This window comes from Nocardioides stalactiti (assembly GCF_014180715.1).
Taxonomy (GTDB): domain Bacteria; phylum Actinomycetota; class Actinomycetes; order Propionibacteriales; family Nocardioidaceae; genus Nocardioides; species Nocardioides stalactiti.
The window spans coordinates 14,683-27,620 of the sequence record NZ_JACEFC010000026.1 but is presented as its reverse complement, the minus strand read 5'-3'; the positions used below and the strand labels follow the sequence as shown (position 1 = coordinate 27,620).

The window sequence follows — 12,938 nt, the reverse complement described above, 5'->3', positions numbered from 1 at the left end:
GCGTCAGGGAGCCGCGAAGCCGGGGACGAACTCCTCCATGATCGCGCGGAACGGCGCTTCGGCCTCGAGCTGGCTCATCACCCCGACGCCACCGACCCAGGTCCGGTGGATGAGGACGTACGACGGCGGCAGGTTGAGCTTGATGGACACCGTGTAGGCCGGGTCCTTCGGGTTGTTGAGCCGCTGGAACTGCTCGCGCATCCACGCCCGGGTGAACCGGAAGCGCTCGGTCTGCGTCGGTTCGACGAACGGCGAGAGGTAGTCCATCAGCAGCTGTGGGTCCAGGCTGATCCGGTCCTTGAGGAAGCCCTCCTCCCGCAACGCGGCGATGAGCCCGTCGCCGTCGCCCGCGGCGCAGAGCTTGACCAGGCGCCCGAGGGGCTCGGGCAGGCCGCGCTGCGGCAGCCGGGCGACGGCGCCGTAGTCGAGGACGCCCAGCCGACCCGGCGACCCGTCGGCGTTCGGGATGATCCGGTAGTTGCCGGGGTGCGGGTCGGCGTGCAGCAGCCCGGTCCGGGCGGGTCCGGAGAACAGGAACCGGACGTAGAGCTCGCCGTAGTGGTCCCGCTCCTCCTCGGTGCCGTCGGCGATCACGGACGCGAGCGAGGACGGTGACTCCAGCCACTCGGTGATGAGGACCCGCGGGCCGACGGCGACGACGTCGGGGACCACGATGGCGGGGTCGTCGGCGAAGGCCGCAGCGAACTCGCGCTGCGCGGCCGCCTCGAGCTCGTAGTCGAGCTCCTCCTTCGCACGGGCCTGGACCTCCGCGATCAACGGCTTGATGTCGACGCCAGGGATCAGGGGGCCGATGGTGCGGGCCGCGCGGGCCAGGGTGCGCAGGTCCGACTCGAGCGCTGCGCCCGCGTCCGGGTACTGCACCTTCACGGCGACCTCGCGGCCGTCGTGCCAGCGCCCCTTGTGGACCTGTCCGATCGATGCGGCCGCGGTCGGCCCGCCGTCGAGCCACACCAGCTGGGTCTTCCAGGTGGGGCCGAGGTCGGCGGACAGGATGTCGCGCACCGTCTGGGTCGGCATCGGGGGCGCGGAGTCCTGGAGCTTGGTGAGGTGCTCGCGGTACGGCGCCGCCATCTCCTCGGGCAGAGCCGCCTCGAGGATCGAGAGCGCCTGCCCGAACTTCATCGCACCGCCCTTGAGCTCGCCGAGCGTGCGGAACAGCTGCTCGGCGGTGCGCTGCTGGATCTCGCTCATCACGGCCTCGGCCGGCGCACCGCCCAGCCGCTTGCCGAACCCGAGTGCCGTCCGGCCGGCGTAGCCGAGCGGGAGCGCAGCGAGTCGTGCCGTGCGCGCTGCCGCGGAGCGGGGGAGGTCAGCCATGCCACTCATTGTCGCGGGTGGCGACAAGCCTGGACCCGGCGGCCGGCCCGGCGCCGTTCACGACCGGCACAGGCAGAACGGGTGGCCGGCGGGATCGAGGAAGACGCGGAACGACGTGCCCGGCTGCTCCGCGGACCTGGTCGCCCCCAGCGCGAGGACCGCTGCCTCGCCCGCATCCAGGTCGTCGACCACGACGTCGAGGTGCATCTGCTGGGGGACGTCCTGCCCCGGCCACACCGGGGCGCGGAAATCGGCGACCTGCTGGAACGAGATGCAGCCCGATCCGTCGGCGGGCCGGATCTCGGCCCAGCTGCCGTCGTCGTCGACCTTCGGCGTCCAGTCGAGGACCTCACCGTAGAACGCAGCGAGCGCCGAGGGGTCGGGGCAGTCGATCACGAACGAGGGGAATCGTGCGATGGCCATGTCCGCGACGATAGGTGGCACCGCCGACAGCCAGCCCGGACGGCACCGGTCAGCGGTACGGCGCGACGTGGACCTCGGCCGCGCGGGCCTCCTGCTGGTCGCGCACGCACTTGGCGAGCGAGAACGAGGAGTTGACGAGGAAGAGCGCGCCGAGGCACAGGAAGGCTCGTACCCAGCCGTCGGCCGGCAGGAAGTAGATCCCGCCGACCATGAAGAGGAAGGCGGCGCCGAAGGAGATGGCGGACTGGAGGTAGAACGCGTAGGTGTTCTTGGTCATGGGCACCAGCCTGGTGCCGGGAGGTACCGCGTCGCGTGAGTCGTCGTACTCAACCGGTGGCGGCGGGTGGGCTCAGTCGCTGGCGGAGGCGGAGGCCTCCGCTGCGACGCTCTCCAGCACCTCGGGGGAGTAGCAGGCGTTGGAGAGGGCGACGACCGGCTTGTTGGTGTCGACGTCGACGGCGGCGTAGTAGTCGCCCGCTGCGGCGTTGTGGTCCTTGTAGCGAGGGCTGTCGAAGTCGGCGAGGACGTCCTCGATGGCCGCAGCCCGGGCCCGCATCTTCTCGCTGAACGTGGTCAGTGCGCTGCCGCACTTCTCGCCGAACTCCGGCCGCACCAGGCCCTCAGCTGCGTCGGCGGCCGCGTTGAAGTCGCCCACCACGGGGTCGAGCAGGTCGTGGAAACAGGCGCGCCAGGGCTTGAGCCCGTCGGAGTACAGACGCTCGCACGCCCGGATGTTCGAGATCTTGGTCGCCCGGTCCTGGCTCTCGCCGAGCGAGGCGAGCGGCTCGTTCAGGACCTCCGACTCCGCGTCGCCGAAGAAGACAGGCTCAGCGGGGACGGTGCTGGCCGAGGGGCTGGTCGGCGCGGAGGTCGGAGCGGAGGTGTCCTCCGCGCTCGGCGGGTCGACGTCCTCGTCCGAGGAGCCGCCGCACCCCACCAGCAGCACCGCGAGGAGGGTGCCGGCGAGGGTGCCCCCGATCTTCGTTGTCGTCCTGCGCATCGATCCCCCAGTGGTCCTGCCGCGCCCGTCTCGCGCAGCGACGCGCCCGAAGGTAGCGCAGCGCTCAGGCGTCCGCAGTGACTTTGCGCTGACGTGCGGGGCGGGGTCGGCGCGTCGGCTCGGCAGGCGACGGCTCGGGCATCTCAGGACCGACGGCGGCGGCCGGGTCGACGAATGCGTCGTCGTCCAGGTCGGTCGGGTCCTCGGCAGCGGGGTCGGTGGCCGGCTCCTCGGCCTGCTCGGCGGCGGTCTCGCCGACCGGATCCTCGGCCGGCTCAGCGACCGGCTCGGGCTCCCGCCACTCGGGCAGCACGCTGCCGCGTGGCGCCGGGTCGTGCGGGTGGGTCGTGCCGACGCGCGCCCGCTCCGGCGCGCGTTCGCACAGCCAGGTGCGGAGCGGTTCGAGGGCACGCACGGACCACCACGGCATCACGTCGGGCCAGAGGTGCACGTGCTCCTGCTCGGGCCACCAGCGCCCGCCGCCCAGCGGGTCGCCGACGTCGTAGCGCGGGTCGGAGCCGTAGAGGTCGAACTCGTGCCGGATGCCCTTGCCCTCCCAGGACAGCGCCCGCCCCGCGAACGAGCCGATCCCGGCGAGGAGGTGGCGCGGGTCCAGCACCACGAGCAGCAGGACTGCGTCCGCGACGAGGAACCAGACGAGGAACGTCCGGTCGCTGTCGAACACCGCGAGCTGATGGATCACGCCGGTCTGATCGTCCGGCCGGAGCCCAATTGGAGGACTTTCGTCCCGGTTTCTACGCCTGCGGGATGAGAGCGCCGTCCAGGCGAGCCTGCCGCGGAGCAGGAGCGGTCGGTGTCGCCGACACCTCCTCCGAGGGCTCGGAGGTGTTGCCGGCCTGGTCCACGCTGGTGACCGCGAACCAGTACGTCACGTCGTTCTGGAGGGAGGTGATCTCCGCGTTGTCCGACGTCGTGACGGTGACCAGCGCCCAGTCAATGGCGTCCGTGCGCATCCAGACCTCGTGGTGGTCGAGGTCCGCGGGGACCATCCGGGACCAGCTGAGCTGGACCGCCCCGTCCCCGGCAACCGCGACGAGGTCGTACGGCGTCGGCGGCGCCGTCACGTCGTTGGCCGTGACCGTCTCCGTGTCCGACTGCTCGGGCGATGCCCCTCGGTGGCGCAGCGCCACCGCGCGGTAGGCATTCTTCCCGAGCGCCGCCGTGACGGCGAAGCTGGCAGAGCCGCGACGGTTGAAGCTGCCGGTCCGGATGGTCGTCCAGGTGCCCTCGACCCTCTTCTGCAGCGCCACTGGCCGCCCCGGGCGCACCGGCGTCGCGTGGACGCGGGCGCGGACCTGCTCGCCGTCGGCGACGTCGGCGTCGTCGAACGTGAGGACGACTCGCTGACGCTGGATCTCGAGGGTGCGCGACTTGCTGGTCGCAGCGGAGTACTTCTTGCCGGCCTTCGTGACCGACTGCACCACCGCGCGGTAGATCGTCCTCGCCCGGGGTGCCTCGTGGGTCGCCGACATCGAGCCGTTCTCACCGGTCGTGAGGGAGTCGAACGACTTCCAGCGCCCGTCGACCTTGCGCTGCACCAGGACCTTCCGGCTAATGGCCGGCTTCACAGTCACCTTGATCCGGAAGGACTCGCCCGCGATCCGCTGGTCCGGTTCCAGTGCGAGGTCGACGCTGGAGCTGACGGGGGTGGGTTGGGGCTGGGGGTCCTGCCCGCCGTCGCCCGGGAGCGAGGTCCCGTAGTAGTACGGCGCAGGATTCGACTCGCACGCGATCCCGTCGCCCTCGCTGTCCAGGCCGTGCGGGTCGGACCGCGGGCCGCCGTGGTTGAGGAAGAAGATCTGGGCCGCGCGCTGGCTGGGGAAGTCCCCGCAGTCGCGGTCGACGGCGACGGCCGCTGGCGCCGACGCCAGGCAGGTGATCGCCGCGAGGACGAGGGCGAGCAGGGCGAGCAGGGAACGACGAGGCACGGGAGTCTCCGAGACGGGTTGCAGGGGCGCAGGGAGCGTATGTCGGCCATGTCGACGTTGTCCGACGATTCGCTCGATCCCCCATGACTCTTGGTACTCGTCGCCGGTACTTCCTACCTGGTCGAGCCGCCGCCAGGCTGGTCGCCAGAGATCGCGTCGGCGACGTCAGCGGGGGTGACGTCCACCGCGCTCGAGTCCGCAGCGGCGTCGATGCTCGTGACGGCCTTCTGCCGTGCCGCCTTCTTCGCCGGCTTGGGCTTGTCGACCGGTGCTGGGTCGAGACCGAGCACCTCGGTGACGTTCACCGGCTGGGAACCTGACTTCGCGGTCGCCTCCTTGGCCTTCGGCTTCTTGGGAGCGGGAGCAGGCTCCCGTACCTCCGGGGCCTTCTCGACGTCGGCCGCGCCGGAGCCGTCGCCCTTGCCGCCTCCGACGATCGAGGTCACGGCGTCCGCTGCGCTCCTGGTCACCTGACCACCCGTTGCCGCGGCGCCCTTGACCAGTCCCACCGCGGACCCTGCCACCGCCGCGGGCGCCTTCAACGATGCAACAGCGGCTTCCTTGATCTTCCCGAGCGGATTCATGGCCACGCGTGCCCCTTCGCTGGTCTGCTCGGGGCTCGGTGCCCCGCAGTCTGCTTCCGGGGTACCCGTTAACGCGAGCCCCACCCACCACGGTGAGTCAAGGACGACGTGACCTGCGCGACGGTGGGTCAGCTTGACGACGGGAACGGGATGCCGGTGTTGGCGTGGCAGCGGTAGCCGTACGGGTTCTTATGGAGGTACTGCTGGTGGTGCGGCTCGGCGTAGTGGTAGCTGCCGGCGGGCGCGATCTCGGTGGTGATCTCGCCGTAGCCGCGGGCGGCGATGACGTCGCCGTATACCTTGGTCAGCTCGCGGGCGGTCTGCTCCTGCTCGGGGGAGTGGAAGTAGATCGCGGAGCGGTACTGGGTGCCGACGTCGTTGCCCTGGCGCATGCCCTGGGTCGGGTCGTGCACCTCGAAGAACTGCTTGACCAGGTCGGCGTAGGACACCCGGTCGGGGTCGAACACGACACGGATGGCCTCGGTGTGACCGGTGCGGCCGCTGCAGACCTCCTCGTACGTCGGGTTCGGCGTGGTGCCGCCCGCGTAGCCCACCGACGTCGACCAGACGCCGGGGATCTGCCAGTAGATCTCCTCCGCACCCCAGAAGCAGCCGAGACCGAACTCGGCGACCTCCAGCCCGTCGGGGACGTCGTCGGTGACCAGGGGGGCGTTGAGCACGGCGTGCTTCTCAGGCAGGTGGAAGGCGGGCTCGGCACGGCCGGGCAGCGCCTCGGCAGGGTCGACCATCTCGGTCTTGCGGCGGGAGAGGAACATGCCTCCAGTCTCCCCACCTGCGCAAGATCTACGCCTGGCTCCCGCGCTCAGGTCGGACGCCAGCCGGGTCGAGCCGTCAGCCGCGACCGTGGGCGGCGCACCAGGCGTCGCGGCGCTCGCTGCTCGGGATCTGGAAGAGCTGGCGGATCATCAGGCCCTGGAGCGCGGCGTAGGTCTCGATCTGCTTCTGCGCGAAGGTCCGCTGGGCGGGGCTCTTGGCCAGCGCCAGCATCTCGGCGTGCCGCCAGACCATCTCCCGCCAGCCGCGCATGATGACGCCGGCGGCGGTCTCCTCGACGGTCCCGAAGTTCACGTCGTCGAAGGTCTCGTCGAATCGCGCCGCTTCCTCGGCGAACACCGGGGCGTACAGGCTGTCGAGACGCTGGTTGTAGCGGTCGTGGTCAGCCTTGTGGCTGGTGCCGTCGGGGGCGGTGAGGCCCACCTGGGCGAGCACGTAGGGGAAGTCGCGGTTGATGTGGGCGTTCATCGACAGCATGAAGTTGCCCAGCCCGCTCACGGCGCGGTCCTCCTCGGCCTGGAGTGCGATCTTCCAGGCCGCCGGCAGGTTAGCCCGCCGGCCGCGCTCCCACTTGCTCGTCGTGTCGAAGTAGAGCTCGGCGAAGACGGTGTCGACGCGGTTGAGCCACTTGGCGTCGGCGAAGTACCCGGACCGGACGGCGTCGCGCACGTTCTCGGTCACCCGCAGGTAGGCCAGCGAGAAGATCGCGCTGTGCGAGCACGTCTCGACCAGCCGGTCGAGCCGGACCTCCATCCGGGCGATGACCCGGTCGATGCAGGCGTGGGCGCCAGACCGGCACAGGTTGCCGGCGTACGTCGTACCGGGAACCGGCAGCGGCGGCAGCAGCCCGATGAAGGTGTCCATCGGCGGCAGCACCAGCCCGCGGACCGGGTCCGGGTCGGGCGCCGGCTCGTCCGCGCCGGCAGCCATCGAGGGTGCGAACGCGAGGACGAACGCGACGAGGGTCCCGAGGAGGGCGCGGGTCAAGGCGGTCACAACAAGGTCCAACGAGACGGGCGGCCGACGGCTACGACGGGCGCGCGGCCGTCGCCCGCGGCCTGTTGTGGAAACCGGCTTGCCCGCGCGCCAGTCGTGATCGATTTCTTTGGTATCACACTGATACCAAAGGGGAGTATGATGAGCGTCATGGCCTTCACCCTGCGCACCGACGCCGAGTTGGACGCTGCGCTGGCGGAGCTGGCTCAGAGCCAGGGCCTCTCCAAGCAGGAAGTCGTTCGTCGCGCGGTGCTCGACATGCACGCGCGGTCGGAACACAAGTCGCGGGTAGCGGCTGCGTCGGCATCGTCGCGCGATCGATGGGGTGACGTCCTCGACCGTCTCGGCTCTGTCTGATGGTCGAGTACCTCGACCTGGAGGACCTGCTGGCGCTGACCGAGGACCTCCAGGCGGGACCGGTGCGTGACCACGGTCTGCTCGAGGCCGCGGTCGCGCGACCGCGGACGACCGTGTTCGGCGAGGACGCCTATCCGACCGTCGTCGACAAGGCAGCAGCGCTGCTCCACTCGCTCTGCCAGAACCACGGACTGGTCGACGGCAACAAGCGGATCGCGTGGCTCGCGGTCGACGTCTTCCTCCGGATCAGCGGCGTGGTGGTCGCTGCTGCTGACGACGACGTCTTCGGCCTGGTGATGGGGGTGGCCGACGGATCTGCGGACCTCGCGGAGATCGCCGAGGCGCTTCGGGGCTGGATCCCGGCCTGAGTAGGCTCGCTGGGGTGAGCCAAGAGCACCGTCAGAAGAGTGGCTTCGAGACCCGCGCCATCCATGCGGGCTACGAGCCGGACCCGACCACCGGAGCGGTGATCCCGCCCATCTATGCGACCTCGACCTACAAGCAGGACGGCGTCGGCGGGCTGCGCGGCGGCTACGAGTACAGCCGCAGTGCCAACCCGACCCGCACCGCGCTCGAGGGGGCGTTGGCGGCCCTGGAGGAGGGGGAGCGGGCGTTCGCGTTCGCCTCCGGCCTCGCGGCCGAGGACACCCTGCTGCGTGCGTTGTGCCGGCCCGGCGACCACGCCGTCATCCCTGACGACGCGTACGGCGGGACGTTCCGCCTCTTCGACAAGGTGGCGGTCCCGTGGGGGCTGCGGCACAGCCCGGCCCCGGTCGACGACATCGACGCGGTCCGGGCCGCGATCCGTCCCGGCGAGACGACGATCGTCTGGGTCGAGACACCCACCAACCCGCTGCTCTCCATCGGTGACATCGAGGCGCTCGCGGCGGTCGCCCACGACGCCGGCGCACTGCTGGTCGTCGACAACACGTTCGCGTCGCCGTACCTCCAGCAGCCGCTGCGGCTCGGCGCCGACGTCGTCGTCCACAGCACCACCAAGTACGTCGGCGGTCACTCCGACGTCGTCGGTGGTGCCCTCGTGGTGCGTGACCTCGAGGTCGCCGAGAAGGTCGCCTTCCACCAGAACGCGATGGGCGCCGTGCCTGGTCCGTTCGACGCGTTCCTGACCCACCGCGGCCTCAAGACGCTCGCGGTCCGGATGGACCGCCACTGCGACAACGCCGAGCGGGTCGCGGACTTCCTCACCAGCCACCCCCGGGTCGGCACGGTGATCTATCCCGGCCTGGAGACCCACCCGGGCCACGAGACCGCCCAGCGCCAGATGAAGCGCTTCGGCGGGATGGTCTCGTTCCGCTGCACGGGCGGGGAGGAGGCCGCGCTGCAGGTCTGCGAGCGCACGGAGGTGTTCACCCTCGGGGAGTCGCTCGGCGGCGTCGAGTCGCTCATCGAGCACCCCGGACGGATGACCCACGCGAGCGTGGCGGGCACCGACCTGGAGGTCCCGGCCGACCTGGTCCGCCTCAGTGTCGGGATCGAGAGCGTCGACGACCTCATCGCCGACCTGGAGCAGGCGCTCAGTTGACCGAGCCGATGGCCGGCGACGTGGTCCTCTGCGTCGACGTGGGCTCCACCTTCACCAAGGCCCTCCTGGTCGACCTCGCCACCGCGGCGGTGGTCGGCCGGGCCCAGGCCCCGACCTACGGGACGGGCGACGTCCTCGACGCCGTCGCGGCCTGCCGCGACCGGCTGGCCGAGGTCGACCCCCGGGCGCGGGTCGCCGAGGTCCTGGCCTGCTCGAGCGCGGGCGGTGGGCTCCGGGTCGCAGTGGTCGGCAACGAGGCGCTGGTGACGGCCGAGGCCGGTCGCCGCGTGGCGTTGTCGAGCGGCGGCAAGGTGGTCGGCGTGGCCGCCATCGCGGGTCGGGTGCCCGAGGACGCGGTGGCCGAGGTCGTCGGCGACGCCGCCGACGGGGTCGACCTGGTCCTGCTCACCGGCGGCACCGACGGCGGCAACCGGGCGGCGCTCGTCGACGGCGCCCGCGCGGTCGCCGCCGCGTTCGACGGTCCGGTCGTCGTCGCCGGCAACGTCGAGGCGTACGACGAGGTGGCCGCGGTCCTGGCCGGGCAGCCGCACGTGCTGGCCGCCAACGCGGTGCCCCGGATCGGCGTGCTCGCGCCCGAGGGCGCGCGCGACGCCGTGCGCGACCAGTTCCTGCAGCACGTCATCGCCGGCAAGGGCCTCTCGGACCGGGCGGACGAGCTGGCCGCGATGGTCCAGGGCCCGACGCCCGACGTCGTCCTGGCCGGGGTCGAGCTGCTCGCCCACGGGCTCGACGAGCAGCGGCCCGGGATCGGCGACGTCGTCGTGGTCGACATCGGCGGCGCGACCACCGACGTCTACTCGGTCGTCACCCTCGACGCCGAGCGCTCCGAGGAGCAGCTCGCCCACGAGGTCGTCGCGCCGATGGCGGCGACCCGGACCGTCGAGGCCGACCTCGGCATGCGCGAGTCGGCCGGCCTGCCGGCGTCGTACCTCCCGACGACGGTGGCGGAGCACGACACTGACGAGCAGATCGCGCGCGACGCGGCCGCGACCGCCGTACGACGCCACGCCGGCCGGTCGCGCGTCGTGCTCGCCGCGGACGGTCGGGTCGTCGAGCGCAGCGGCGTCGACCTGCGCGAGGTCGCACTGCTCGTCGGCAGCGGCGGCGTGCTGCGCCACGGGCGGCCAGGGGTCGCGGAGCGGGTGCTCGGGGGACTGGTCACGACCGACGACCCCGAGGGCTGGCAGCTGCCCGAGCGGGCCCGGATCGTGGTCGACGAGCACTACCTCCTGATGGCCGTCGGTCTGCTCGCCCGGAGTCATCCCGATGTCGCCTATCGGCTCGCCGGGTCCCTCGCTACGGTGGCCACGTGACTGAGCAGGGGCCCCCGGACGAGAGCGCGGAGGACGGCGCGGAGGACGGCGCGGAGGACGGGCTCGACGAGCACCGCCAGCGCCACCGGTTCCCCCGCCTGCGCCGCTCGGGCGAGGGCGGTGAGGCCGGGGACATGAGCGAGGAGACCGTCGAGAGCGTCCTCCAGCGGTTCGCCCACCAGTGGGCCATCGTCCGCGAGGAGCGGCGCGGTGGCCCGGCGCCGATCACGACCGGACCGTCACGGTTCGACCGGGCCCAGGTGCCGTGGGGCCTCGACCTGGCGTCGGCGTGGGCCTGGCGGCTGCTCGTCATCGCGGCGGCGACGTACCTGCTCATGTGGCTGGTCAGCTTCTTCGCGGTCGTCACGATCCCGCTCGCGGTCGCCCTGCTGGCCAGTGCCCTGGCCTGGCCCCTCGTCCACCTGCTCACCCGGCTCAAGGTCCCCCAGGGGCTCGCTGCCCTCGTCGTCGTGATCGGTGGCATGGCCGCCGTCGGCGCCCTGCTCACCTTCGCCGGGCAGCAGGTGGCGACCGGCGCCAACGACCTGGCCGACTCCACGGTGAAGGGCCTCGACGAGATCCGCCGCTGGCTGCGGGACGGGCCGGTCAACGCCAGCGACTCCCAGATCAACGACTGGATCAAGAGCGCCCAGGACATGATCACCGAGCGCTCCCAGGACGGAGAGATCCTCGGCCGGGTCACCGAGGTCGGCGCCGCGCTCGGACACGTCGTGGCCGGCTTCTTCATCACCCTGTTCGCGACCTACTTCTTCCTCGCCGACGGCGACCGGATCTGGTCCTGGCTCGTCCGGCTGGCGCCGCGCGTGGCGCGGGAGCGGGTCGACAGCTCGGGCCGCGTCGCCTGGATCTCGCTCGTCCAGTTCGTGCGGGCCACGGTCATCGTCGCCGCGGTCGACGCCACCGGGGTGATGATCGGCGCCGCGGTGCTCGACGTCCCGTTCGTGCTCGCCATCGGCGTGCTCGTCTTCCTCGGCGCCTTCATCCCGTTGATCGGAGCGACGATCGCCGGCATCGTCGCCGTGCTCGTCGCGCTCGTCGACCAGGGCCCAGTCACCGCGCTCATCATGCTGGCGGTGATCATCGGCGTGCAGCAGCTCGAGGGACACGTGCTGCAGCCGTTCCTGCTCGGTCGGTGGGTGTCGTTGCACCCGCTCGGGGTGATCCTCGCGATCGCCGGCGGCGTCCTCGTCGCGGGCGTCGTCGGCGCCCTCGTCGCGGTGCCGCTCGCAGCCGCCGCCAACGCGGTCGTGCTCCACCTGGCAGAGCTCGCCCAGATGCCGGTCGCGGAGGCGGCCGAGGAGCTCGAGGACGACGTCATCCATCCTGGTCCCCACGGAGCGAGCGATGCCTGACCCCCAGCGCGGTCCTGACGCAGGGGTGACCCTCGCCGACATCGAGGCGGCCCGGCCGCTCGTCGACAGCGTCGCCGTACCGACGCCGATGCTGGAGTCGCGCTGGCTGTCGGCGCTCGCCGGCCGTGCGGTGCACCTCAAGTGCGAGAACCTGCAGCGCACCGGTTCGTTCAAGGTGCGCGGTGCCGCCGTCCGCATCGCCCGGTTGTCCGACGAGGAACGCGCCCGCGGCGTGGTCGCGGCGTCCGCCGGCAACCACGCTCAGGGCGTCGCGCTCGCGGCCCAGCAGTACGGCATCTCGGCGACCGTCTTCATGCCCGACGGCGCACCGATCCCCAAGGTGAAGGCGACGGAGGGGTACGGCGCCGAGGTGCGCTTCGCCCACGGCGTGCTCGAGGACGCGCTGGCGGAGGCGCGGGCCTTCGAGGCCGAGACCGGCGCGGTGCTCATCCACCCGTTCGACAACACCGACATCGTCGCGGGCCAGGGCACGTTGGGCCTGGAGATCGTCGAGCAGCTTCCCGACGCGGCGACCGTGGTGGTCCCGACCGGCGGCGGCGGGCTGCTCGCCGGCGTCGCGGTCGCGGTCAAGGCGCTGCGCCCGGACGTGCGGGTCGTCGGGGTGCAGGCGGCCGGGGCCGCGGCCTTCCCGCCGTCACTGGCCCAGGGCCACCCGATCCGGCTGCCGCAGATGGCGACGATGGCCGATGGCATCGCGGTCGGTCAGCCGGGTGAGCTGACGTTCCGGCTCGTCGAGCAGCACGTCGACGAGATGCTCACCGTCTCCGAGGAGGCGCTCTCCCGTGCCCTGCTGGCGCTGGCCGAGCGCGAGAAGCTCGTCGTCGAACCGGCCGGCGCGGCCGCAGCCGCGGCGCTGTGCGTGGAGCCGCACCGGTTCGCGGGACCGGTCGTCGTGGTCCTCTCGGGCGGCAACATCGACCCGCTGCTGCTCGGCAAGGTGATCCGGCACGGCATGGCGGCTGCGCGGCGCTACCTCAATCTCCAGGTGACGCTCGCCGACGTACCAGGCGGTCTCGCGCGTCTGCTCGCGCAGATCGGCGAGGCAGGCGCCAACGTCATCGAGGTGGCGCACGAGCGGATCTCGCCGAGCCTCCTGCTCGACGAGGTCGACGTGCACCTCCAGCTGGAGACGCGCGGCGAGCCGCACGCAGCGGCGCTCATCGAGCGCCTCCACGAGCACGGCTACACGGTCATCGACCGCGGCTGAGCGCCTCCAGGGAGGTCA

Annotated in this window: 15 protein-coding genes; 6 read left to right on the top strand and 9 right to left on the bottom strand. The window is 71.9% G+C overall.

All coding sequences use genetic code 11. The features are described 5' to 3' along the window. Positions 1–3: 3 nt before the first annotated feature. The 9 genes from H0487_RS07590 to H0487_RS07550 form a co-directional block, all read right to left on the bottom strand. Positions 4–1,338 (bottom strand): ABC1 kinase family protein, encoded by a 1,335-nt coding sequence (locus H0487_RS07590; protein ID WP_183093625.1) that lies wholly within the window; start codon positions 1,336–1,338, stop codon positions 4–6. 57 nt (positions 1,339–1,395) lie between these two features. After that, complete coding sequence (locus H0487_RS07585) at positions 1,396–1,761, bottom strand: VOC family protein (RefSeq protein WP_183093624.1); 366 nt, start codon at positions 1,759–1,761, stop codon at positions 1,396–1,398. A gap of 49 nt (positions 1,762–1,810) precedes the next feature. Then, on the bottom strand, positions 1,811–2,038 hold the full coding sequence (locus H0487_RS07580) for a YiaA/YiaB family inner membrane protein (RefSeq protein ID WP_183093623.1): 228 nt from the start codon (positions 2,036–2,038) through the stop codon (positions 1,811–1,813). Between the two features lie 72 nt (positions 2,039–2,110). Continuing rightward, positions 2,111–2,761, bottom strand: coding sequence for a hypothetical protein (locus tag H0487_RS07575; RefSeq protein WP_183093622.1), 651 nt, complete (start codon positions 2,759–2,761; stop codon positions 2,111–2,113). 64 nt (positions 2,762–2,825) lie between these two features. Next, positions 2,826–3,464: a hypothetical protein gene (locus H0487_RS07570; protein ID WP_183093621.1), complete on the bottom strand. Its 639-nt coding sequence runs from the start codon at positions 3,462–3,464 to the stop codon at positions 2,826–2,828. A gap of 52 nt (positions 3,465–3,516) precedes the next feature. After that, positions 3,517–4,710 carry an excalibur calcium-binding domain-containing protein gene (locus H0487_RS07565; protein WP_220793177.1) on the bottom strand — a complete coding sequence of 398 codons (1,194 nt, stop codon included), beginning with the start codon at positions 4,708–4,710 and terminating at the stop codon, positions 3,517–3,519. A 113-nt stretch (positions 4,711–4,823) separates the two neighbouring features. Further along, positions 4,824–5,300: a hypothetical protein gene (locus tag H0487_RS07560; RefSeq protein ID WP_183093620.1), complete on the bottom strand. Its 477-nt coding sequence runs from the start codon at positions 5,298–5,300 to the stop codon at positions 4,824–4,826. A 122-nt stretch (positions 5,301–5,422) separates the two neighbouring features. After that, positions 5,423–6,070, bottom strand: a complete 648-nt coding sequence (msrA, locus tag H0487_RS07555) for a peptide-methionine (S)-S-oxide reductase MsrA (protein WP_183093619.1) — start codon at positions 6,068–6,070, stop codon at positions 5,423–5,425. 76 nt (positions 6,071–6,146) lie between these two features. After that, a complete protein-coding gene (locus tag H0487_RS07550) occupies positions 6,147–7,085 on the bottom strand; it encodes a DUF5995 family protein (protein ID WP_220793176.1) in 939 nt (312 codons plus the stop codon). Between the two features lie 150 nt (positions 7,086–7,235). On the opposite strand from H0487_RS07550, the gene H0487_RS07545 reads away from it, so the two are divergent. From H0487_RS07545 to ilvA, 6 genes are read left to right on the top strand one after another with little or no spacing between them, the layout of a single operon-like run. Next, positions 7,236–7,442: a ribbon-helix-helix domain-containing protein gene (locus H0487_RS07545; protein ID WP_183093617.1), complete on the top strand. Its 207-nt coding sequence runs from the start codon at positions 7,236–7,238 to the stop codon at positions 7,440–7,442. Continuing rightward, positions 7,442–7,810, top strand: a complete 369-nt coding sequence (locus H0487_RS07540) for a type II toxin-antitoxin system death-on-curing family toxin (RefSeq protein ID WP_183093616.1) — start codon at positions 7,442–7,444, stop codon at positions 7,808–7,810. The genes H0487_RS07545 and H0487_RS07540 overlap by 1 nt, the downstream gene beginning before the upstream one ends. A 14-nt stretch (positions 7,811–7,824) precedes the next feature. Beyond that, entirely contained in the window at positions 7,825–8,985 is a 1,161-nt protein-coding gene (locus H0487_RS07535; RefSeq protein WP_183093615.1) for a cystathionine gamma-synthase, read from the top strand. Further along, the gene (locus H0487_RS07530; protein WP_246383107.1) at positions 8,982–10,319 is read left to right on the top strand and encodes a glutamate mutase L; all 1,338 of its coding nucleotides are present in this window, start codon (positions 8,982–8,984) and stop codon (positions 10,317–10,319) included. Before H0487_RS07535 ends, H0487_RS07530 begins: the two co-directional genes overlap by 4 nt. Then, positions 10,316–11,692 (top strand): AI-2E family transporter, encoded by a 1,377-nt coding sequence (locus tag H0487_RS07525; RefSeq protein ID WP_312855855.1) that lies wholly within the window; start codon positions 10,316–10,318, stop codon positions 11,690–11,692. Before H0487_RS07530 ends, H0487_RS07525 begins: the two co-directional genes overlap by 4 nt. Beyond that, positions 11,685–12,920: a threonine ammonia-lyase gene (gene ilvA, locus H0487_RS07520; protein WP_183093614.1), complete on the top strand. Its 1,236-nt coding sequence runs from the start codon at positions 11,685–11,687 to the stop codon at positions 12,918–12,920. Before H0487_RS07525 ends, ilvA begins: the two co-directional genes overlap by 8 nt. Positions 12,921–12,938: the final 18 nt, after the last annotated feature.